The organism is Pauljensenia sp. C0170B4 (genome assembly GCF_056590235.1).
In genome coordinates, this window is sequence record NZ_JBWPVS010000001.1 from 251,116 (window position 1) to 273,005 (window position 21,890).

17 protein-coding genes and 2 pseudogenes are annotated in these 21,890 nt (G+C 57.7%); 14 read left to right on the forward strand and 5 right to left on the reverse strand.

The features are described from left to right. Positions 1 to 24: 24 nt before the first annotated feature. Positions 25 to 130, reverse strand: a pseudogene (locus AC1EJ1_RS01135) (DNA-binding response regulator); the annotation flags it as partial. An 82-nt stretch (positions 131 to 212) separates the two neighbouring features. On the opposite strand from AC1EJ1_RS01135, the gene AC1EJ1_RS01140 reads away from it, so the two are divergent. Both AC1EJ1_RS01140 and AC1EJ1_RS01145 read left to right on the forward strand, forming a co-directional pair. Further along, the gene (locus AC1EJ1_RS01140) at positions 213 to 320 is read left to right on the forward strand and encodes an NAD-dependent epimerase/dehydratase family protein (RefSeq protein WP_480295297.1); all 108 of its coding nucleotides are present in this window, start codon (positions 213 to 215) and stop codon (positions 318 to 320) included. Continuing rightward, complete coding sequence (locus AC1EJ1_RS01145; protein WP_480295289.1) at positions 317 to 493, forward strand: DUF1731 domain-containing protein; 177 nt, start codon at positions 317 to 319, stop codon at positions 491 to 493. Before AC1EJ1_RS01140 ends, AC1EJ1_RS01145 begins: the two co-directional genes overlap by 4 nt. A gap of 362 nt (positions 494 to 855) precedes the next feature. Here the strand turns inward: AC1EJ1_RS01145 and AC1EJ1_RS01150 are convergent, their stop codons facing one another. Together AC1EJ1_RS01150 and AC1EJ1_RS01155 are read right to left on the reverse strand one after the other, a co-directional pair. Continuing rightward, positions 856 to 2,763, reverse strand: coding sequence for an alpha-glucosidase (locus AC1EJ1_RS01150; protein ID WP_480295213.1), 1,908 nt, complete (start codon positions 2,761 to 2,763; stop codon positions 856 to 858). Beyond that, positions 2,760 to 4,127 (reverse strand): glycoside-pentoside-hexuronide (GPH):cation symporter, encoded by a 1,368-nt coding sequence (locus AC1EJ1_RS01155; protein WP_480289148.1) that lies wholly within the window; start codon positions 4,125 to 4,127, stop codon positions 2,760 to 2,762. Before AC1EJ1_RS01155 ends, AC1EJ1_RS01150 begins: the two co-directional genes overlap by 4 nt. Before the next feature lie 213 nt (positions 4,128 to 4,340). On the opposite strand from AC1EJ1_RS01155, the pseudogene AC1EJ1_RS01160 reads away from it, so the two are divergent. The 8 genes and pseudogenes from AC1EJ1_RS01160 to AC1EJ1_RS01195 all read left to right on the forward strand — a co-directional run bounded on the left by AC1EJ1_RS01160 (position 4,341) and on the right by AC1EJ1_RS01195 (position 15,892). After that, positions 4,341 to 5,624 (forward strand): annotated as a pseudogene (locus AC1EJ1_RS01160) (IS3 family transposase). A 201-nt stretch (positions 5,625 to 5,825) separates the two neighbouring features. Next, positions 5,826 to 10,286 carry a G5 domain-containing protein gene (locus AC1EJ1_RS01165; protein ID WP_480295214.1) on the forward strand — a complete coding sequence of 1,487 codons (4,461 nt, stop codon included), beginning with the start codon at positions 5,826 to 5,828 and terminating at the stop codon, positions 10,284 to 10,286. A 49-nt stretch (positions 10,287 to 10,335) separates the two neighbouring features. Then, positions 10,336 to 11,376: a YPDG domain-containing protein gene (locus tag AC1EJ1_RS01170; protein WP_480295215.1), complete on the forward strand. Its 1,041-nt coding sequence runs from the start codon at positions 10,336 to 10,338 to the stop codon at positions 11,374 to 11,376. A gap of 1,099 nt (positions 11,377 to 12,475) precedes the next feature. Beyond that, positions 12,476 to 12,793, forward strand: a complete 318-nt coding sequence (locus AC1EJ1_RS01175; RefSeq protein ID WP_070727911.1) for a hypothetical protein — start codon at positions 12,476 to 12,478, stop codon at positions 12,791 to 12,793. Further along, positions 12,790 to 13,917: a hypothetical protein gene (locus AC1EJ1_RS01180; protein ID WP_285016337.1), complete on the forward strand. Its 1,128-nt coding sequence runs from the start codon at positions 12,790 to 12,792 to the stop codon at positions 13,915 to 13,917. The genes AC1EJ1_RS01175 and AC1EJ1_RS01180 overlap by 4 nt, the downstream gene beginning before the upstream one ends. A 198-nt stretch (positions 13,918 to 14,115) precedes the next feature. Then, the gene (locus tag AC1EJ1_RS01185; RefSeq protein WP_070727903.1) at positions 14,116 to 14,664 is read left to right on the forward strand and encodes an MFS transporter; all 549 of its coding nucleotides are present in this window, start codon (positions 14,116 to 14,118) and stop codon (positions 14,662 to 14,664) included. Continuing rightward, on the forward strand, positions 14,664 to 15,170 hold the full coding sequence (locus AC1EJ1_RS01190) for a hypothetical protein (RefSeq protein WP_070727900.1): 507 nt from the start codon (positions 14,664 to 14,666) through the stop codon (positions 15,168 to 15,170). The genes AC1EJ1_RS01185 and AC1EJ1_RS01190 overlap by 1 nt, the downstream gene beginning before the upstream one ends. Further along, a complete protein-coding gene (locus tag AC1EJ1_RS01195; RefSeq protein ID WP_285016335.1) occupies positions 15,167 to 15,892 on the forward strand; it encodes a hypothetical protein in 726 nt (241 codons plus the stop codon). Before AC1EJ1_RS01190 ends, AC1EJ1_RS01195 begins: the two co-directional genes overlap by 4 nt. 105 nt (positions 15,893 to 15,997) lie before the next feature. On the opposite strand, the gene AC1EJ1_RS01200 is transcribed toward AC1EJ1_RS01195, so the two are convergent. Further along, positions 15,998 to 17,197: a sensor histidine kinase gene (locus AC1EJ1_RS01200; protein WP_285016333.1), complete on the reverse strand. Its 1,200-nt coding sequence runs from the start codon at positions 17,195 to 17,197 to the stop codon at positions 15,998 to 16,000. Then, positions 17,194 to 17,862, reverse strand: coding sequence for a response regulator transcription factor (locus AC1EJ1_RS01205; protein WP_058237373.1), 669 nt, complete (start codon positions 17,860 to 17,862; stop codon positions 17,194 to 17,196). Before AC1EJ1_RS01205 ends, AC1EJ1_RS01200 begins: the two co-directional genes overlap by 4 nt. 248 nt (positions 17,863 to 18,110) lie before the next feature. On the opposite strand from AC1EJ1_RS01205, the gene AC1EJ1_RS01210 reads away from it, so the two are divergent. The 4 genes from AC1EJ1_RS01210 to AC1EJ1_RS01225 are packed head-to-tail and all read left to right on the forward strand — an operon-like array spanning position 18,111 to position 21,799. Then, entirely contained in the window at positions 18,111 to 18,677 is a 567-nt protein-coding gene (locus AC1EJ1_RS01210) for a hypothetical protein (RefSeq protein WP_070727886.1), read from the forward strand. A 5-nt stretch (positions 18,678 to 18,682) separates the two neighbouring features. Continuing rightward, a complete protein-coding gene (locus tag AC1EJ1_RS01215) occupies positions 18,683 to 19,837 on the forward strand; it encodes an efflux RND transporter periplasmic adaptor subunit (protein WP_285016343.1) in 1,155 nt (384 codons plus the stop codon). Beyond that, positions 19,834 to 20,598 (forward strand): ABC transporter ATP-binding protein, encoded by a 765-nt coding sequence (locus tag AC1EJ1_RS01220; protein WP_285016329.1) that lies wholly within the window; start codon positions 19,834 to 19,836, stop codon positions 20,596 to 20,598. The genes AC1EJ1_RS01215 and AC1EJ1_RS01220 overlap by 4 nt, the downstream gene beginning before the upstream one ends. Beyond that, a complete protein-coding gene (locus AC1EJ1_RS01225; protein ID WP_092648882.1) occupies positions 20,582 to 21,799 on the forward strand; it encodes an ABC transporter permease in 1,218 nt (405 codons plus the stop codon). Before AC1EJ1_RS01220 ends, AC1EJ1_RS01225 begins: the two co-directional genes overlap by 17 nt. The last annotated feature ends 91 nt before the right edge of the window (positions 21,800 to 21,890 follow it).

Sequence of the window (21,890 nt, forward strand, 5' to 3'; positions counted from 1 at the left end):
GTAGGAGCGTATGTGCAGCAACCAATCGTATCGCAGTGCCGAGGAGAGCAGGTCGGCCAGACAGACCTCGTCATCGACAATCAGGACGCGGAGGCCTTCCGTCGGCGTGGAGAAGGGGCTGTGAAGTCATGGGGTCATTATCGCAACATGCGTCTAAGACGCGTGGTCGATCGTCTTCACCGAGAACGAACCGTCGTGTAGCGTGAGCACTGATGGTACAGGGAACTGTGGTTCTTGCCGGCGCGTCAGGCCTGATCGGTCGAACCTTGTCGCGATCGTTGCACGAAGACGGGTACCGGGTGATTGCGCTGGTCGTCTGAGCCGCCTCTTCTGGCTCCCGGTTCCGAAGTGGGCGCTGCGCATGTCGCTCATGCATGATGCCGCCGATTCCTTACTGGTGACCGACCAGCGTGTGCATGCGCGCGTCCTGGAAAAAGCTGGCTTCACCTTTGTGCACCCGACCGTGTCGCGCGCAATGTCTTTTGCTCTGTGACGGAGGTCGTCGAGGGTATCCTCGCCCCGCGGTTGAGTCGGTTGCAGATTGGGACCGGGCTGCTTATGGCGCGAGCGTGGCGTGGTCATCTCCGCCTCGTGCACATATCCCTAAAAAGTAGCACTCGCGTGCACATACCCCTAGATCTAACGGCTCCTCAATGAGGTGTTTTTCTATTGTTGCTGGTCAGAGTGCGTGCGGATTTCACTGCTCGCGGCTCGAGGTCTTAAATCTAGGGGAATGTGCGTAGCCGCGGCGGAGGTGGAGTTGCGCCGGCGCAGCGGCACAGGATCGAAAGTTACTGCCGTCGCGGGTTCGGGGCGCAGGCGCCCACGTGCCGGATCGCGGATCGCTCCTTAGCGCTAGTCGAGCAGGCGGATCAGCACCCCGTACGGCGGCAACTCATCGGGACGAGGGCGTTCGCTCCTAACCGTTGATCCCAGTGATGTCATCACCGTTCGGCCGGGCATCCGGCTCACGCTCAGGGGACGCCTGATCGTTCGCTCTGACAAGTTGACCTCAACCAGGTAGTGTCCGCGCGTCCACGCCGCATAGTGTCCGCTGCGTGTGAGCAGCGTGAAGTCATCGTGTGCAAAGTACTGGCGCACACTGATTAGATAGCGGTAGAAGTTCAGAACCGAATGCTCATCGTCCAGCTGCTCGGCGGCGCTCCATCCCGCCTCCATGTCGGTCCCCGTAATCCACGGCTGGCCAGTCGTGAAGCCACCCTCGTCAGTCCAGCGCATGGGGACGCGCGCATGGTCGCGTGAACCAGCGAGGATGCGATCCCATGCCTCGTCGCGGGTCGCACCGCCGTCGATGAGCTCACGGAAATAGTTCAGTGATTCGACGTCGCGAAGCTGGTCGAGGCTGGTGAAATCCTGGTTGACTGCGCCGAGCTCCTGCCCCTGGAAAATGAAGGGCGTGCCGGGCAGGGTCAGTGAAATCGCGGCTATCAGTTTGGCCGCCGCGCCGCGCCAGCGCGGATCGAAGGTGATCTTGCTGACGATGCGCGGATTATCGTGATTCTCCGCGAAAATCGCCATCTGGTCGTCGGGTCCCAGACGGCGCAGGTAGCGCAGATAAAAGTCCAGGAAATAGGCGGGGGGATAGCGGTAGTCATCCCAGCGGATCTTTCCGGGCGGCTCAAGGACGTCGAAGTTGAAGATCAGATCCATCTCGCGACGCTGCCGATTGGTCAGAAGGCGACCTACCTCGATGCCGATACCGGGTGTTTCACCCACCATGAGGGCGTGGGAGCCGTCCGGTCGCGTGAAACCGGCCGAACGGAGCTCACGCAAATAATCGTGCAGGTGAGGCCCGATGAAGTAGCGCTCAATACCGGTGAATCCGACCAGCTCACCCACTGCCGGCACGCCATTGGGCAGGCCCGCGGTTTTCGAAATGTAGTTGATGACATCCATGCGGAAACCGTCGATGCCTCGAGCCAGCCAGAACTGCACAATGTCGGCAACTTCGCGACGAACCGCAGGATTGTCCCAGTTCAGATCCATTTGCGAGGGTGCGAACAGGTGCATGCCCCAACGCTTGATGTCATCAAACCAGCGCCAGGCCGACCCGGAAAAGAACGACACCCAGTTGTTGGGCGGCGCGTCGGGAGAGCCTTCACGCAGGAAGTAGTACGCTGCCTTGTCGCCGTCTGGATCCCGCAGCGCTTCCTGGAACCATTCGTGCTCGGCGGAGGAGTGGTTGACAACCAGGTCCAAAATAATGCGCATATCGCGCGCGTGAACCTGTTCGATGAGCTCGTCCAGATCCTCCATCGTCCCCATCAGATCCATGACTGCGCGATAATCGCGCACGTCATAGCCCATATCATCGTTAGGTGAATCGAAGATGGGGGAGAGCCACAGGCAGTCGACGCCCAGTGTTTGAAGGTAATCAAGTTTGCTGATGATGCCGCGCAGATCACCGATCCCGTCGCCGTTTGAGTCTGCGAAACTGCGCGGATAGATCTGGTAGAAAACGGCGCCCTGCCACCAGGGGGGCTCGGACTGTCCCTCGGTGTGGGTGTCGGCGTCATCGAGCCGGTCGGGATTCATCTCCAACAAATCTGTGAGCGCCTCGACCAGCCCCGGCGCTGCTCGCCCAGCCACGCGATCCAGAACCGTCAATGGGATCCGGCGCGTCAGCGGGTTCACGATGAACGAGGGCGACACTCCGATCTGCAACGCGATTTTGTCCAGAACGTCGCGTCCAACAGGGTGGTCGTACACATCGCCGAGGGTGCGCACAGCGTGTCGCGTCATCGTGCTTCCTCCTCGGGTGTGCTGGTTTTTTCACTGTCTTGCAGGCTTGCGACAATTGAACTGTATGTGGCTTCGTCAATGCGATAGCCGTGCCGGAACACCAGGAACGCCGCGACGGTCAGAATCAGGGGGACAACCATCATGAACAGTCGGAAAATCCACGTGCCCGACTCGGTGACATCGGCAGGGCCGGTGGCGCTCTCCACACCCGACCAGATCAGGCAGATACCCATCAGGCCCGAGGAAATTGCACCGGACAGCTTATAGATGAAAGGCTGCAGGGAAAAAGTGATGGACTCGTTGCGCCGCCCCAGCTTCCATTCGCCGTACTCCACACTGTCCGCGATGTACATCATGAGCAGCACCTGGAACAGTGCCTCCCCGAAGAACAGGAACAACCCGGCGCACAAAATGACGACCATGCTGCTGCCGGCAGAGATGAACACCACGTATCCCACGACGGAAGCGCCGCATCCCAGGGTGAAGACCTGTCGCCTCGGCATGCGGGCAGAAATCAAGGGGAATGCCAGCAGCGTGCCCAGCTGGGTGACGCCCAGAACCAGCGCGAAAATCGGGTACTTGCCTTCGTCTCCCACCAGGTACTTAAAGTAGTGCAATCCCAAACTAGTCAGCAGCGTGTACCCGGACATATACAGCAGGAATGTTAACGACACCCACAGCAGCTGATCGTTCTTGAAGATGACGCTGACGAGTTCACGTAGCGGCGTCGATTCCGACTTCACATGCACGGTTTCGTGCGCAAAGATCAGCGTGATGGACTGGAAAGCGATCGCAATGACTGACAACACGATTGCCAGCAGCTGCCAGGCACGCTGCGCATCCCCCAGCACACCTGTGAGCCACTGAGTCACCGGCACGATGCCGACAACAATGGAGAACAGGCCGATGTTCGCGCAGATACGTGTGACCACTCCGATGCGTTCACGCTCAGCCTTGTCGCGGGTCAGTGATGGCATCATCCCGTAGTACGATATGTCGTTCATCGTGTAGGCGACCTCGAACACCAGGTAGACCACGACGAACAGTGTGATGAATTGCCAGCCTCGCACTCCCCAGTCGGTGAACAGCAGCACCGTGCCGATGCACCATCCGCATGCGCCGATCGTGATCCACGGTTTGAATTTGCCCCAGCGTGTGTGCGTGTTGTCCACGACGTAACCCATAAACGGATCGTTTACGGCGTCGAAGATCCGCATGAGCACCAGCACGACGGTGACCGCTGCGAGCGCACCGGTCGACAGGTCCAAGACGTCGGTGAGGTAGAACATGAGGTACATCGACACCATTCCGTACATCATGTCGCGCCCCAGCGTCCCTAAACCGAAACCCAAGGCGTTCTTCATGGCGTCAATCCTCACTGTTTGATGCGCAGCCTGCTCGCGGCAGGTAGCGCCACCATTGTACTGAGTGTGCAGACCGCGTGGCCTTTAATGGGGCATGTCGCTTATGAAGTGTCCCCCGGAAGTTGGACTGGATTATTCAGTTTCTTTTTCCGGGGGACATTTTCATGCTTTCTTCTTTATCTTCATTGACTGAGTCTGATCAGACGTTTTTAGTTGCTTTGTTTGAGCAGGGGTGTGGTGCCGCAGCGGCTGCTTCTTGCCTTGGCTTGAGTTTCAAGCCGTGCGATCGTTTCTATAATCGGTGGCGTATTCATGGCAGGCTTGTTCTTGTGAATAAGTCACATAAGCGAGTTTTTACCTTTGAAGTCAAACGTGATGCTGTTCAACGCTTTCTGGCCGGCGAGACCCGGATGAGTATCGCGCAGGACTTGGGATTGGCTTCTGTCAACGTGGTGACGAGCTGGGTGCGGATCTATCGCGACCAAGGCGAAGACGCTTGCGCCCTAAGCCTAAGGGCAGGCGACCTAAGACCGGTCCCAGGGTGTTATCTCAAACTGAGGAACTTGAACAACGGATCAGGGACTTAGAAGCGGAGAACGCCTACCTAAAAGCATTAAGGGACTTGATGAACAACGAGCAATAGACCGAGCTCGAGTAATCGTTACACTCAAGTCCCACCATGATCTCGATGTTCTTTTGCGGGTAGCGCGATTGGCCAGATCAACGTTCTACTACCATCAAGCCCGCCTAGGACAGCCAGATAAACATGCTGATCTTCGAGCCACGATCAGAACAATTTTTGAAGCTTCGGGCGGTCGGTATGGTCACCGTAGGATCCGACTCGCCCTACACCGCCAGGGCCTGGTGGTCTCTCGTAAACTCGTCGCCAAGCTTATGAAGCGTGAAGGACTGACCTGCCTGGTCCGTCAGAAGAAACGCTATAACTCTTACCGAGGCACACTATCGACCATTGCCCCAAACGTGTTAGCCCGCGACTTCACTGCTACTAGCCCGAACCAAAAATGGGTCTCTGACGTTACCGAGTTCCGTCTCGGATCGTCCAAGATCTATCTCTCACCAATCATCCACTTGTTCGATCACTCAGTCGTTTCCTACACGGTCGGGAAATCACCCAATCTTGAACTGACCAACACCAGTCTCCGCAAGGCTTTGAACAAGGCTAAGCCGGGCCCGGGTCTGGTAGCCCGCACCGACCAAGGATTCCAATACCAGCACCACTCGTGGCGAAAGCAACTCAGCCGTTCCCACGCAGTCCAGTCAATGTCTCGCAAGGCAAACTGTTACGACAACGCCGTAGCCGAGAACTTCTTCGGCCACCTCAAATCAGAGATGTTCTACAACAACACCTTCACATCCACTGAGCACCTGGTCAACCAGATCAAGGCATACATCCACTGGTACAACAACAAACGCATCCAGGAACGACTCGAGGGCATGACCCCGAACGAATATCGGAATCATGCCCTCGCAGCCTAAAGGACCGTAATATCGCCTGCATAATGTATACACTCGCCTGTAAAGCCGTTGCCCGCGAGTGGCATAGTATAGGGGGCTCCACGGACGAGAACGAAGTCATAGTGCGTCGGAGTATATGGGCGGCCACAAGACAATACTGACTTCATTGGGGCCATTGAGACTTCCAGAATGTCCCAGGACTAGTTGGAGTAAGGAAAATACATGCGTATGCCACAACCCGCCACCGAACCAAAACGCGCTTTGCGTCGTTCTTGGGTTACGCTATCAGTCGTAGCTTTGGTAGGAAGCGCGCTTGGAGTTGCACCAAGCTTTATCGCCCCGCAGTCAGCTGCTGCGGCAACATTTACCGGCGGCATCCTCGAAAAATCCGGAGCGATTGAGAAGGATGCTCAACTGGCCTCGGATTTGCCGGCTGGCTCGTGTGTTGTTTCTGCAGAAGACAAAGAAGCTAGTGAGGGTAGCCAGGCTGGTTTCAGCTGGTATACTTTTGAGCCGGCTGTCGAAAGCCCCTCGAAAACCCGGTGGGGTTTGAGCGTCGCCTTCGATAACTCACAGGACCGCACGTTCGCTGATTGGGGCTTTACCAATTCAGGCTTAATGGGTAAGTACCTCGACGCGGCTCAAATTCCCGCTATGGATCCCGGTCAGACCCTTGTTGACAAAATTGTCACTCACAAGGCCGACGAAATCCTCGTAATTGATGGTTATAGGCAACAACGGAACTTGAACCTTGTCGCAGAACTGACCGATCAGAAAGTCAAGCAGTTCGCTGAGGCCACAGCCGCTAACCCGGTACGTTACGCCTGGCAGGGCGACTATAAGCAGGAAAATCCTCAGGGACCAAGGGCTACCACGGGAAGCAGCGTAACCTTTACGGCCATCGTGAACCCCTGGCCGAGCGAGAACATCGAATGTAACCCGATCACGGTGTCGTGGGAGAACTTCGAAAAGCACGTGATCGTCCCTGGGGTCGAGGGCGAAACCAAGGTCGGTACAATCAACATCCCAGCTGTGACCGGCCAAGGTACGGATGACTCGATGGCCCGTATGGTTGTGGAGGCCTACGACGGCAACGGCAAGTTCATCGGCACCTCGGACACGGAGGCATCCGGCGGCACTCAAAACCTGCGTATCGACGAAACGACCGGCGACATCTACTTCACGTGGCCTGAATACCGTGGTACCGACCTGGCCACTGACAAGAACGTGAACTTTTCGGTAATCGCGAAGCCGCGTACAGTAGAGCAGCTTCAGGCTGCCGGAGAAAACAACGATCTGTATGGCGCGCCAAAGACGTTCGACAGCTCCAACTCGCTGACCCGTTACAACAAGGCGAACGTCATCGACTCCAAGGCGTTCTCCCTGGACGACACCGAATACCACAACCCGCAGTACGACAAGACCGATGCCTCGATTATTTCGGGTGTAGATAGCCCAACCGGCCCGCTGGCCACCGAGCCGCAAAAGGTCACCTTCACTCAGACCGCTGACTTGATCAAGGAGCTGGCAAAGAAAAAGACCGAGGGCGGATTCGAGGCCAAGGTCGAGCTGGACGAGAAGTACGTCTATGAGGGTTGGACCGTTGAGATGGACGGTGACTACAACGTCACCGTCACTGCTCCAGAGAACCCGAAACCGGGTGCTTTCGCGCAGCCGAAGATCACGGTGGAGTACTCTAACGGCTCCACTGACGTGCTACAGCTTATGGTAGTTGTTGATCCGAACAACACGCAGGTGACCGACCTGGTACGCCCGGGCCTGTCCAAGGGCAAACTCAACCAGGAAATCACGTCCCAGGTGGGCACTAGGTCCATCATGAAGGGCCACAAGCCTGTCCACCCGGCCAAGTTCGAGATCGACCCAGCCACCATTCCAGCCGGCTGGACCGTGACCGTCGATGAGACCGGTAAGGTCACCGCGAAGGCAGATGACACCGTTGTCCCGGGCACGGTTATTACGCCGAAGCTCAAAGCTACCTACCCGGACCAGACCACGGATGAGATCGAGGTCCAGTTCCAGGCGATCATGGACATCAAGATCCCGAACTATGACACGGTTACGGGGCAGCCAAACGCGAACGTCAGCCTTATTCCGGAAATCCCGGAGCGCGGTCTGAGTGGTAACACGTCAGATGAGGCGCCGCAGCGCTACACCTTCGAAGACGGCACGAACGAAACCACTCTTACCAGCAAGGACGGTAAGACATGGACCGTTTACGTCGACGAGAAGACTGGCGAGATCACAACCACGATTCCGAAGGGAGCGCAGGAAGGCGACATCCTGAACGTTCCCGTCCAGGCCCACTACAGTGAGGAAGGCAAGCAGAAGCCGCAGACGGTTGTAGGCACTGTCGTCGTCATCAAGGGTGACTTGAAAGCGTCATACGACGTCCAGGTGACCGGGCCGAATCAGGCCGTCGACCACCATGTTGATGGTGCTCCAGACGGCTCCACGTTCTCGTTCGGCTACGCGGACGGCAAGCCCGTGCTGACGCAGACCACGGATAACGGCTGGAAGTACACTATCGATCCTAATACCGGTGTGGTTTCCTCCACTCCGCCGGCCAATTCGAAGCCGGGTGACAAGAACACCGTTACTGTCAAGGTGAATGCGCCTGGCGGTCTGACCACCGAGGTTCCTGTAACCACAGTGGTGAAGTTGATGAACAACTGGGAGTCCAACCCGGTTATCCCGCCGAAGACGGTGTACCCGGGCGACACGGTGACATCGCCGCTGGCAATCGAAAAGCCGGAAGACATCAAGGTTGCTGAGAACAAGCCTTACGAGATTGCTCCGTTACCGGAGCACATCACTCCGACCGGCGACACGAACGAGTTTGGCAACCCGACCTACACGCTGAAGACTGATAACGGCGACTGGATCGTTAGCCTGGATAAAGATGGCCACGTCATCTCCACCGCGCCTAAGACCGCGAAGCCGGGCGACCAGGTCAAGGTTCCCGTAACCGTGACTTATGAGGACGGTTCTAAGGACGTCACATCCGCTGTGGTCAACGTTGTTAAAGTTCCGGAGCGTGAAGTCCCGTTCAAGGTCGAGTACAAGTACGACGACACCATTCCTGCCGGCGAGTACAAGGTTGAAACTAAGGGCGTGCCTGGCGCTGAGAAGATGAACGCGGACGGCACGTGGGAGAGCACCAAGGCGCCGGTCAACGAGGTTGTCCTCGTCGGTACCAAGCCTGCTGAGAGCGCCAAGGACGTGACCTGGACGGTTCCGATCCCGTACCCAACCGAGGTTCGCGAAAACCCGGATCTAGCCCCTGGTGAGACAAGGGTTGTCCAGGAAGGTGAGAACGGCGAGAAGACCTACACCGCTAAGTTCACCGCTAATGGTTCCGAGGCTCAGGTTGCAGAGGAACAGACCACCAAGGATGCGAAGCCTCGCATCATTGAGTACGGTCCACGCTTGGGTGCTAGCGAACTGGTCACCACGGTGAAGAAGCCTGTCCCGTTTGAGACTGAAGTTGTCTTCGACGACACTCTGGCAGCTGGTGAACAGAAGGTTGACCAGGAAGGAAAGCTTGGCGAGGACACCGTAACCTCGACGCAGAAGCTTGTTGATGGAAAGCCGAACGGTGATCCAGTGGTCGACACCAAACGCACTGCAGAGCCGGTCAAGCAGATCATTCGCGTTGGCACCAAGACCACCGGCACTGAGACCTCCGAATACGAGGTGGATGTTCCGTTCGAAACCGAGATCAAATTCGATGACACGATGGATGCTGGCAAGCAGGAAACCGTGCAGGAAGGTGTTCTTGGCAAGGATAAGGTAACCACTACCCGGACCATTGAGAACTCGCAGGTTGTGGATACCAAGACCGAAACCAAGCGCGTGGCGGAGCCGGTCAAGAAGATCATCAAGGTCGGCACCAAGGGCAAGCCTGCCTCAACCATGGTTGAGTGGACGGAAAAGACTCCGTTCGAGGTCGAGGTGCGGGTCAACCCTGAACTGAAGCCTGGTGAAACCAAGGTTGTTCAGGAAGGCAAGCAGGGCGAGATCAAGCACACCGTCACGGTGAATGTTGAGAACGGGGAGGTCTCCAAGAAGGATTCCTCCGAGAAGATCAGCGATCCGGTTAAGCACATCGTTGAGGTTGGCCCTGCCAAGACTCAGACAACGTTGACGGACAAGCACACGGAGAAAACTCCGTATGACACTGAGATTGAGTTCGATCCGAACCTCGAAGTTGGCAAGATTGTTGAGGACCAGGCCGGTGTATTCGGCGAGAAGGAAATCACCAAGACCTGGAAGCTCGAGAATGGAGAGCCGGTAGGCGATCCGGAAACGTCCGAGAAGATCATCAAGGATCCGACAACGCGCAAGCTACGCGTTGGCACCAAGTGCGTCTGTGAAGATCCGACGGACCCAGCTAACCCGTGTGACCCGACGGACCCAGCTAACCCGTCTGACCCGACGCAACCTGGTGACAACCCAGGTGAGACAACGCCGGGCACGACGCCAAGCGACAAGGTGACTACTCCGAGCACTGAGGGCAGCAAGTCTGCTAAGTCGGGCGTTCAGAGCGGTTCATCACTGGCCCGCACCGGTGTGAGCGTCGAGGGCACACTAGCAGCGGCCGCAGCGTTGCTACTGGCAGGCGCAGGCCTCACCGCGATGCGCAGGCGAAACTCCCAGCGCTAAACGAGTAGTAGCGAGCCTTAGGGTAAGAGTGACCGGAGTGTACGGCATAATGCCGTACACTCCGGTCACTATTACCGCCGACTACAATGCAACGGATAAGCCGGCTGCGCCTGGCGTAACGGTTACTCCTGCGTTTAGCGGTGACCTGTCAGCTCTGCCTTCGAAGGTTGAGTGGCGTGACTCCAAGGGCACAGTCTTAAAGACCTGTGAACTTGACCAGTCCAAGGGCATCAAGGCTCAGGTTGCAGCTTGCACCTTTGATATCCCCGAGACTGCCAAGAAGGGCGACTACTTCAACGTGGTTCTAGTTTCTGGTGGTAACGATGTGTCCGCATGGACTGTTCTGGTGACCAAGGAATCAGACGAATACGAGCCTGCGTATGAGGGTAAGTTGGTTGTTCCTGGTAAGGAGACCAAGTCGTCCCCGACCTTTACTGGTAAGGATGGTAAGGGTGTAGATGTTCCTGAGGGTTCGAAGTTCTCGATTGGTGATTACAAGGCTCCTGAGGGCTATGTAGTGACGATTGATGAGAACACTGGTGAGATTACGGTTACGTTCCCGGATGGGTCGAAGCTGAATAAGGACACTGTTGAGGAGTTTGATGTTCCTGTTGTTGTGACCTACCCTGATGGCACCACCGACAACGTGACTGTCACTGTCGCGGTTGGCGAACCTGACACCAAGACTCCGGACTGGAAGGACGGCTCTGGCGAACCGGGTGGCAAGGTCGTAATCCCGAACGATGGCGGCCCTGTTGAGGACGGCACGACGGTCGACACCGACGGCCCCGGCAAGGCAAAAATCGATGGCGACGGCAACCTCGTTGTTGACATCGACGACAACGCTAAGCCTGGTGACAAGATCGTAGTTATCGTCAAGGACAAGAACGGCAACGAGATTGATCGCGTGACGGTCACCGTTGAGAAGCCTGCCGCTGGCGATATGACCACCGAGCCGGGAGTCAAGAAGTTTAAGCTTGCACGCACCGGCGCGCAGGTAGGAGGACTCGTTGGTATCGCAGCCGTAATGGGCGTAGCAGGCCTTGGCCTGGCGCTCGTGCGACGCCGTCGAGAAGGCGAGGAGAACTAATCGCCTAGCCGACGAAACACCGGCATAACAGTACGGGGGTGAGACCTTAAACGGTCTCACCCCCGTCGCCAATTTCTCCTATAGTCCGAACAGTGCTGAACGAAATTGCGGTGAGGCACCAAAACAACGTTGTTTGCTCCGCCCGGCCAAATCCGTGATATGTACGAGCGCAAATTTGTAAGACCTGCATCTCAAGTGAAGTTAAAGTACAAGAGTAACCTTGCCTGTTTTGTTTTGAAAACCAAAACCTTCATTTATGGCACCCTAGTGGACCACGACTACTTCACCGGGCAGCCCTTTGGCTCTTCCAAACCCCAAAATGTTCGCGGTATGGATCACCCCTCAACGGCAATCCAAACGTTCGTGAAGAAAAAGGTAAGAACGCCGTGCTGCTTCTAGACAACGGCGACGCTGCGCAGGGCTCATGAATCGAAATGGTGTACCACTCGAACCGGACAGATAGCACTGTTGACCCGATGGCTAGTGTGTTCAACTACTTGAAATACGATGCGGTGGGTGCTGGTAACCGCGAATTCAACTACGGCCTTGAAGCCCTAAACGCCTAGAATTAAACCAGTCCAACTTTCAGGGGCTAGTTCACTTAACAGGGCATGTCGCTGCGTGGTGGAGCACTGGCGGGGCGTGCCAGGTTGATCTGTCTTCGGCTCTCACGCCCGTCCATATAGTGAAATTCCAGTGCGGAAGCCAGAAATGCCCGATTCGATGTAGATGTTTTTGATGTGGTCGATTTCACTATGACGTGTCGGGGACTGGGCTGTGAGGGCCTGCGGTTCCCCCTCCTCAATAATCGTAACGCTCGCGCGTGAGGTAGGAGCGTCGATGTGTGTTCTTCCTCGTGAGAGAGGTGCCCGCGGACGTGGATTATGCAGCCCGGTGGATGCCAGACGCGGCAAGGTCTCGCTCAGTGTTGGCGTGATTGACGAGGGCGGCCGACCCGCTTGTGACGGGCGCCTGAAAACTGCTCACATTCTGTTTACCCACTGTTTAATCTGAATCCCTAACCTAAGTGCGGCAATCGAAGAGTTGGCGTGGCGCGTTGGTCACGACGTATCTGCGATGAGACATGTAAGGGGATCGTATGGGCGATCTGAAATGGAAGCAGGATCGGTCGCAAGCAGCGCAAGGGCGATTGAACGAGGCGAACAGCACGTTCGCGGGAGTGAATTTTGGGGCACCGCCTGATTTTGGCAAGTCCACGGCAAGTGTGAATGCTGTACTGAGCAAGTTTACTGAAGGCCTGAAAGCCCTAGCTGATGGAACAGCGAAGGTGAGTGGCAGTCTGTCGACCGCTGATCAGAATTTCGAAGCTTCAGAAGCTCGAATCTTTAGCGAACTTACCTCGGTTTACCCCCAGGGCGGGGTTTACTACCCCCAGTCAGGAGGAATGGGTAAATGATTGACACCAAGCTCGATATAGAACCCGAAACGCTCTCCTCCTGGAAGAGTGGAGTCCTCCTGCATGGCAGGGGCCAAGTGTACGACGGTATTAAGGACCTCGATCGGGCCAATAGCATCGTGCAGTCTGAGCTGGTGGGCTACACGGCAGCTGAAGCGTCCGCGGCTATCCAGTCTGCCACTAAATCAGCGCAGGAGATCCATGATGAGATCGAAACTTTTGCTGGTGCCGTTGACTCATTTGTGACGTTGATTCGTTCATGTAAGACCCGCCTCAAAGACATTGAAGGTCGGGCGGCAACAGGCAAGCTGATTGTTATCCCCAAGACTTCAATCGAACTGCCTCCGCCTCCGCCTCCGCTGCCGGTTCCGGCGGATCCGGTGACGAATGCGACTCTCATCCAGGCGTGGACTGAGTACATGGAAAAGCAGGCCCTCTATTCGACCCTCGCGGGAGAGGTGAGCATCGTCCGCCGCGATGAGGACGTTGCTCACAGTGAGCTGCAGAACGCATGCAGTGCCGTTACTTCCGCCAACTGGCTGGTCAAGGCTTTCACTGGGATGTTCTCAGGTGGCGGTACGACGCTGGGCTTCCTGAAGATGCTGAAGTCTCGCACCTGCGATGCCGTCAAGCTTATTAAGGGCATCAACTTCAAGCTCAACGGTGCCACGTTCGATCCGAAGAGGCTCGGAAAGCATTTCAAAGATACGCCAGAGGTTCGGTTCCACACATTTAAAGACAAGGTTAACCTTGGTAAGGGATGGGGAGATTCGCCAGAGATCCTCGACAAAGTCAGCAAGGTCACGAAGCATGCCGGGCGTGTGCTCACCGCAGTCGATGCTGGCACCACCGCTTACGACCAGTGGAAGACGGACAGTGTGCTCAATCCTGATATGGGAACCGGAGAAAAGGTTGCACGTGCCGGAACCCGAACACTGCTGGAAGTCGGCGGTGGCTGGGCTGGCGGCAAAGCTGGCGCGATGGGTGGCGCAGCTATTGGTATGGCTGTTGGCGGACCGATCGGAGCGGCTGTTGGCGGCATCATCGGTGGCGTCGCGGGTGGTGCCGGCGGTAAGTGGCTTGGCGGAAAAGCAACAGATTTTACCTTCGGCCTGTTCGATTAGCGCCAGCAAGACCGATACTGATGTGTGAGCGTTGTGCATGGTGATTAACGCTGCGAGGCGTAGTGACCTCAAGGTAATCTGACGAGAGCCGAAGATTTGGATGTGGCTGCGGACTGACGGCGAAACCACTTCTTGCGTTGTCCCGCCGCTGCTCCGGCCACGGCAGTACAGGCTCTGTAGCTGAGGATGAGGAAATCGATGGATGATTTTTCGAGTAGTGATACCTTCTGGATGATCACACTGGCATTCCTGTTTGGGGGCCTCATCCTGGCTCAATGGGCTCTTGCGATGTTTTCAGACTCCACGCTCGGAAAACTCGCCCGCTCAGTTGGGAACATCTTCGGATGGTGGAAAAACTCCGAAGCACTCACCACTCCTGCCATCGGTCTGGCGTTCCTGCTTTTCGGAGTTGCATTTACTGCTGGAACACTGGGGATGAGCAAACAGGGAATGCGTATCATCGTCATCGTTGCAATGGCCTGTATGGTTGTCGCGCTGATATCAGTGATCCCCTTCCGTCTGCCTGACGCGATGTATCCGGAGAAGCGGTTGGAAAAACGTCAGCAGCAAGCCCTGACTCAGGTCGATCCGGGCTCGTACCCGGCCGATCGCCATTTTGCTGAAGGTATCGTCCCGCCTTCCCACAGTGATCCGACTACTTCCCACAGTGATCCGACCCGCCTGACCCAGCCCGAACATCAAGAATTTAAGTCCGACAATAACCACCGAAGCGATGGAGGATATTGATGAGTCCAACGAGCAGTGACGCTGAGTTCGTCACTCTTCCCGCAGACTGGGAAGAACTCAGCACTGAAGAAAAAGCGCAATTCACCCAGCAAGTGCCGGAAGAAGGCCCGACTCAGCAGATGCTCCAGGAAGTTGAGAGCACCTTCCCGCTGATCGCACTTGGTCCTGAAGCTGCATCAGGGTTCCGCCCCAGCCTCGTCGTGACGAAAGCCGCGACCGGCTCGGACGATCCGATCGACTGGTACGACGGCACGTTGCGTCAACTCGTCGAATCTATCCCCGGATTCCTGGTGCTGGAAAACGCAGCATGGGAAAACGAACACCTCAATGGTGTAGCCCGCATGGGGGTCTACATGATGGAAGATCTGTCCGTGTCGTCGTGCCAGTGGCTGTGGGTGAACGGCGAGGCCGGACTGACCGCCACCCTGACATGCGCGACACGCGAATTTGACCCGATGTACGACACGTTTGTTGAAATGTCGAATAGCTTGAGGAACCCACAATGAGCCGTTTTAACCCGGAAGAATCAGCTGCAATTCTCAACGAGGCCGATTGGGAAGCCCTAACCGATTTGCTGGACGGCAAAGCTGACACGAATTCAGACGGCTGGAAGAATCTGGTCGACCTGGGGTTCATCAGCGATGAGGAATCCCTGACGGACGGTGCCGAACGCCTCTTCGCCGGTCTGTTCCAGCGTTCCCACATGATTCAACTGACCCGCATCGCACCGTCGGAAGACGTCAAACGGATCACCCTCACCGTGTGGATTTCTTCAACGGACGTCACGTGGATCGTGCCCGAGGGTGACTCGATGAACCTGTTCCGCTCCGACCCGGAAGAAGTTCCCTCACTGATTCTGCGTTGGCTGGTTTTCGGGCCGCACATGAATGTTTTCGACGGCCCACTTCACCTGCCCTCCGACGTCATTCGTCTGGCACACCAAGGTGATGTCGATCAGCTGCAACGCGTCATCGCCAGTGAATGCCGAGATCACGACGACACAGGATTTGGCAAGGCCGGTCTTGAGGGAACCTGGGCGATGAATGTGTTCGACATTTTCGCCGCGGTCGACGAGCAGATGGCGCCCGCTGGATCCCTGCTCTTCCTGAGTACTCCGACGTGCCTGTACGCGATGGACGGCACCAAGGCCGATGAACCGGAAGTGGAGTTGGCAGGGCTGACATCGCCGCTCGCGTGGCAGATGATCAACCCCTACCTGTTCGCCTGATCGATCCTGCGGCCTCCACGCGAGGCCGCAGGTCTTTGTTGAGCTACCCGCCATATCTCTGGGGTGGCAATACTGACCGGGATCACTGTCTGGGGCCGGACGTCTTCACGTGGTGCTGGGCGTAGCCCGTGTCGCATCCACTGAACGGCTGGCAATGCGCGCTGTTGCAGGAACGGTGAGTGTCACGCTCAGACCACCCTCGTCGAGTGCGGAAATAGTGACTCTGCCGCGGTGAGCTTGAGCGACAGCCTGCACGATTGCGAGTCCCAGGCCATGTCCGCGCGTGGTACCGGCTGTACGTCTGGATCCACGCACGAAAGGCTCACACAGTGAGCTGACGGTATCAGCATCGACGAGGGGACCGGTGTTGGTCACGTTCAGCACTGCGCAGGAAGCACTGGCATAAGGCGAATGGTGTACCTGCAGGGTGACGTTCACAGATCCATCCGCCTGGTTGTAGGTGACGGCGTTGCGCAGCAGGTTCGAGACTGCCTGGCGCAACAGCACCTGATCTCCAGTAACTGCAGCGGGAGTGATGCTCGTATGGATGGCTATACCATGGTCTTTCGCCAGAGATTCAACTTCATGGACGGCTTGGCGAACAATTTCGGCTAGATCCACCTCTTCGCGCGCCAGCATCCCGCCTTGAGCTGCCGACAGATCCAGCAGCGCATCCACAGTCTGAGCGTTGGCGTGATTGGTTTCGCGTACCCGTCGCAGAAGGTCCCGCAGTTCCTGAGTGGTCGCATCCGGATCAGACAGCGTCACATCAATCATTGTCTGAGTCGTGGCAAGAGGAGTACGCAGCTCATGCGACGCATTGGCCGCGAACTGCTGCTGGGAGCGCAGTGATTGATCGACCGAATCAAGCATCGCGTCGAACATAACGCCCAGCTCGCGCACCTCATCATCCGGTCCCTTCAGGTTCAGGCGGTAACTGTAATCGCCTGATGTTGCCAGAGCTGCAGCTTTCTTCATGTCAACCAGCGGCGCCATCACGCGTCCCGCCACGATCCACCCGACCAGGCCGGAAAGAAGCGTCAGAATCGTCAGAACCAGAAGCGATGTGACCAGCATGGTGTTGAGCATGGAGCGGGCCACTGGGATCACCAGGTCAAAACTGGCGCTTTGCCCGTCAGGCGCGGGAGGAGCGAACGTGGTGTTCAGTCGCATCGGCACCAGGCGCATATAGGCGTACACCAGGCCAATCATCACCAGGCCCACACCGCCCACCAGTCCCGCATACGACAAGGTCAGGCGCATTCGCAGGGTCAGGCGGCGTTCCCCGCGCGGTGTCCTCGTCATCTGTCTGCCTCCCCAAAGCGATATCCTGCGCCCGGCACGGTTTGAATAACCCAGGGGGATCCGAGCCGCTGACGCAGATGTGAAATAGTGACGCGAATCGAATTGGTGAAGGGATCAGCGTTCGCGTCCCATGCGCGCTCCAGCAGCGTTTCCTGGCTGAGGACCCCGCCGTCAGCCTCCATCAGCAATTCCAAAACTGCGAATTCCTTGGGGCTCAGACGGACGAAGCGCCCATTGCGGTAAACTTCGCGACGGAACGGGTCCAGACGCACTCCGCACGATTCAAGGACAGGTTCTCGTGCCGGTTGAGAGCGGCGGCCGAGAGCTCGCAGTCTGGCAACCAGCTCCGGGAACTCAAACGGTTTGACCAGATAGTCGTCAGCTCCCAGTTCGAACCCCGTGACGCGTGCGTTGAGCGTGCGGGCGGCAGTGAGCATCAGGATGCGCACCTCAGGGTAGTGGTGCGCGAGAATCCTGCACACCTCGTCACCATGAGTTCCCGGCAAATCACGATCCAGAACTATCGCGTCGTAGGAAGAACTACGCACCATCTCCAGCGCGTCATCGCCATCGAAAGTCACGTCAACAACCATTGCTTCGCGCCTCAGCCCCTGAGCGATTGCCTGTGCGAGATATTCTTCATCCTCGGCGATGAGAACCTTCATAGTGGTGTGCCTTTCATTCATTCCTCTTGACGAGGGCGACTCAGTTGAGCCCCTTCCGCTGGCGACATCTTAACGATGTCAGTGTTAGCAAAACATAAACAAAAACCGCAACGCTACGGCAACGCATGATGCGTTTAAATCTCTTCAGACGCGTGGAGTACTGATCCGGGTACCTCGCGCAAACTGCAGGACCAAATACGTGGAGGAAATTGACGATGCAACTGCGCATACATGGTAGGGCTTCGAACGTGACGGCAGAGAGCTCAGTTGGAGGCGTGCTGAAAGCTTTCAGGGCGCGCGCGGTGACTGGAGCTGCGCTGATGAGCCTGGTCGCGCTTGCAGGCTGTTCGAGCAATATGCCGGTCGGAAGCGACGCAGCCGGATCGGACAGCAACGCTGCGGGCAAGGGCGCTGGCGCATCAGAGTCAGAGACCAAAGCTGTGGAAGAATACAATCTCAAATTCGCTGCCTGTATGCGCGAAGCCGGTGTGAATGTGCCCGACGACCTTCAAAATTACGGCCCGGGCGAAGATTTTGGTGTCGATGCGAACGCGTGGAACACCGCCGTGCAGGGCTGCTGGGAAAAAGTCGGTGACAGCCCAACGGCAGGCGCGGACAGTGAAATGACTGACCAAGAATTCGATCGGCTTGTGCGTGTCGCTCAATGCCTGCGCCAGGACGGCTATCACGTGGAAGATCCAGTGCGAGGCCAGGGAATCCGACTCAATGACGTGCCGCCAGCAGCCATTTCTCAATGCTTCGACAAGGCTGATGCGGCCAATGCCTCCAACACCGGGACGGAGAACACCAAGTGAAAGCTATGACGAAGCGGCGCACGCTTGTCGTCCTCGGCATTGCGGCAATCCTGGTTGTGGCGCTGGTGGTGGCAAGTGCCATCTGGCTCAGGCACGGCGGGCAGGCCAATGCCGCACAATCGGGTCAGAGCGGTGCAACGGGGCAGGCAGGCTCTGCAATTGCCACCGAACCCGTTGTGCGCGAGGATCTGCATGGCAGTGTGAATGTTGCCGGCACGTTACATTACGCTGATTCGCACCAGCTTCGTGCCGGATTCGACGGAATCGTGACACAGCTGCCTGAACCGGGCACTCAAATCAGCGCCGGTGCACAGCTGTACCAGATAGGTGACGACCCGGCCTACCTCATGCGCGGTGCCACCCCTGCGTGGCGTGACTTTGAAGACGGTATGAGTAACGGGCAGGATGTTCAGCAGCTCGAACAGTCCCTCAAGGATCTGGGCTATTTTGCCGATGAGCCAGATGAGCGCTTCGATGCGCAGACGATCAGTGCGATCAAGAACTGGCAGGACGCAGTCGGACTGACACGTAGTGGTCGCCTGCAGCTGGGACGAATCATTTTTGCGCCAGCTGACCTGCGCGTCGGAACACTGTCTACCCGTGTGGGAGATCGAGTCACGCTGGACACCAGCCTTTTCAGCGTGTCCTCCATGCAACAGGTCGTGGATGCGAACGTCTCGCTCGCACAGCAGGACCTGGCTGAAAAGGGCCGCGAGGTGACGATTCAGCTTCCCGACGGGTCAACAACGCCGGGCACCATCAGCTCAGTTGGCACCCCGGTTGAGCGTGGCGCTGGAAACGGTCAGGACAGCCAGGCCGACGGGCAGGGCTCACAGGCAAACCAGGCAGGCCCGGCTGCGGGAAACAAGGAACGCATCCTTCCCATCACCGTGACCCCCTCCGACCCGGAAGCCACATCAACGCTCCAGGAAGCATCCGTGACAGTTGCGCTACCGTCCCAAACCCGCGAAAACGTGCTGACCGTTCCAGTCAACGCCCTGCTTGCCCTGACACCGACACAGTTCGGCGTGGAAATCGCACGCGAGGACGGCTCATTTTCACAGATACCTGTTGAAACGGGACTGTTTTCAGCCGGACGCGTGGAAGTATCCGGAGACGACCTTGCCGAAGGTCAGCACGTGGTGGTGCCATCACGATGACCGACGCATTGGTGCAACTGGATGACGTGACTCGTTCGTTCGGCTCCCCGCCCGTCCAAGCATGTGCGGGTGTGAGCATGACGATTAATCGCGGCGAATTCACGGCCATTGTCGGACCGAGCGGATCAGGTAAAACAACGTTGCTTAACATGATCGGCACACTGGATACTCCCACGTCGGGACGGGTCCTCATTGATGGAATCAACGTCAGTGAACTTGATGATGCAGGTGTGTCAGCGGTGCGCGCCCGCATGATCGGATTCGTCTTTCAACAGTTCCATCTCTCACCGGGAGTGAGCGCACTGGACAATGTGGCTGACGGATTACTGTACCTGGGCGTAGCGCGCTCGCAGCGCCGTGAGCGAGCACGAGCAGCGCTGGAACGCGTCGGACTGGGGCATCGTCTGGAGCACAGACCCCACCAGATGTCAGGTGGAGAACGCCAGCGTGTGGCGATTGCACGAGCCGTTGTCGCTGAACCGCCGCTGCTGCTGGCAGACGAGCCGACAGGCAATCTGGATTCACGCTCGGGTGATTCAATCGTCCAGCTTCTCCACGACTTGAATGAGGCGGGCACAACCATCGTTGTCATTACACACGACAACGACCTGGCTGCGCGCCTGCCGCGCAGAATCGCCATCCGTGACGGACGGATCGTGGCTGACTCGGCCGACGGTGCGGCGGGCGGCGCGACAGGCGGTTCGACTGAATGCCCGGCGGGCGGCGTGGCTGGAAGGGAGCACCATGACTCACACATCTGATCACACTCGTTCAGCGCCGGCCGCGTCAACGCTTCTGGCATCAGATGCGGTGCGGCTCGGCACAGTGGGGCTGCGCTCACGCCCGATGCGTGCCTTCCTGTCAGCACTGGGCATCGCGATCGGGATCGCAGCAATGGTGGCGGTGATCGGAATTTCCACCTCCAGCAGAGCTCAACTGACTCGACAGTTGGACGCCCTCGGCACAAATCTGCTGACAGTCACTGCCGGAAGCGACATGACGGGAGCCGCTGCCACACTGCCACCAGACGCTGCAGCGAAAGTGGCGCTCCTGCCGGGTGTTACCGATGCAACCAGCACAGCTGCCCTGACCGACATCAAGGTCTATCGCAGCTCGCTGATTCCTGCAGAAGAAACAGGTGGGATCGCGACCGTCTCCACTGATCTGACACTGCTGGACGTGGTGGCAGGCGAAGTGGCGCATGGAACGTGGCTCAACGAAGCGCTCGCGCAGTATCCGACAACCGTTTTGGGGGCGAGTGCAGCCCAGCGCCTCGGCATTGTCACTCCCGGAACACAGATCTGGATGGGCAACCAGCTCGTCACGGTGGCCGGTATCCTCAAACCGGTACCACTGGCACCGGAACTGGACTCCGCGGCGCTGATCAGTCGCACAGTGGCGCAACGACTGTACGGCCATGATGACCATCCCACCACAGTGTACGAGCGCAGCGCCGATGACCAGGTCGCCCGGATCCGTGACCTCCTGGCACCGACCATTTCACCGCAGGCATCAGGTGGTATCAAAGTGTCGCGACCTTCAGAAGCGCTCAGTGCGAAAGCCGCTGCCGATCATGCATTCACGACGCTGCTGGCCGGCGTCGGATCAATTGCTCTGCTGGTCGGCGGTATCGGCGTTGCCAACACGATGATCATTTCAGTCCTCGAGCGCCGCCAGGAAATCGGCTTGCGTCGGGCCATGGGAGCAACGCGCGCTCACATCCGTATCCAGTTCCTGTCTGAAGCACTGCTGCTGGCCGGTATCGGCGGAGCACTCGGCTGCATCATCGGCACACTGATCACTGCTGTCGTGGCCACTGTCAGTGGATGGCTGTTCGTCATGCCGCTGTACGTGGTGGCCGCAGGTCTGGCCGTGACCGTGGTGATTGGCGCTGTCGCCGGCCTGTACCCGGCAGTGCGCGCCGCACGCACACCCCCCACAGCCGCCCTGAACTCGCAATAGATCCAGAACTGAGGCTGCAGTCCTGCCCGCGTGGCATGTCCTGCCGGATGTGCCTGTCATCTCTTACAGGCACATCCGGTTGGCTGTGCCG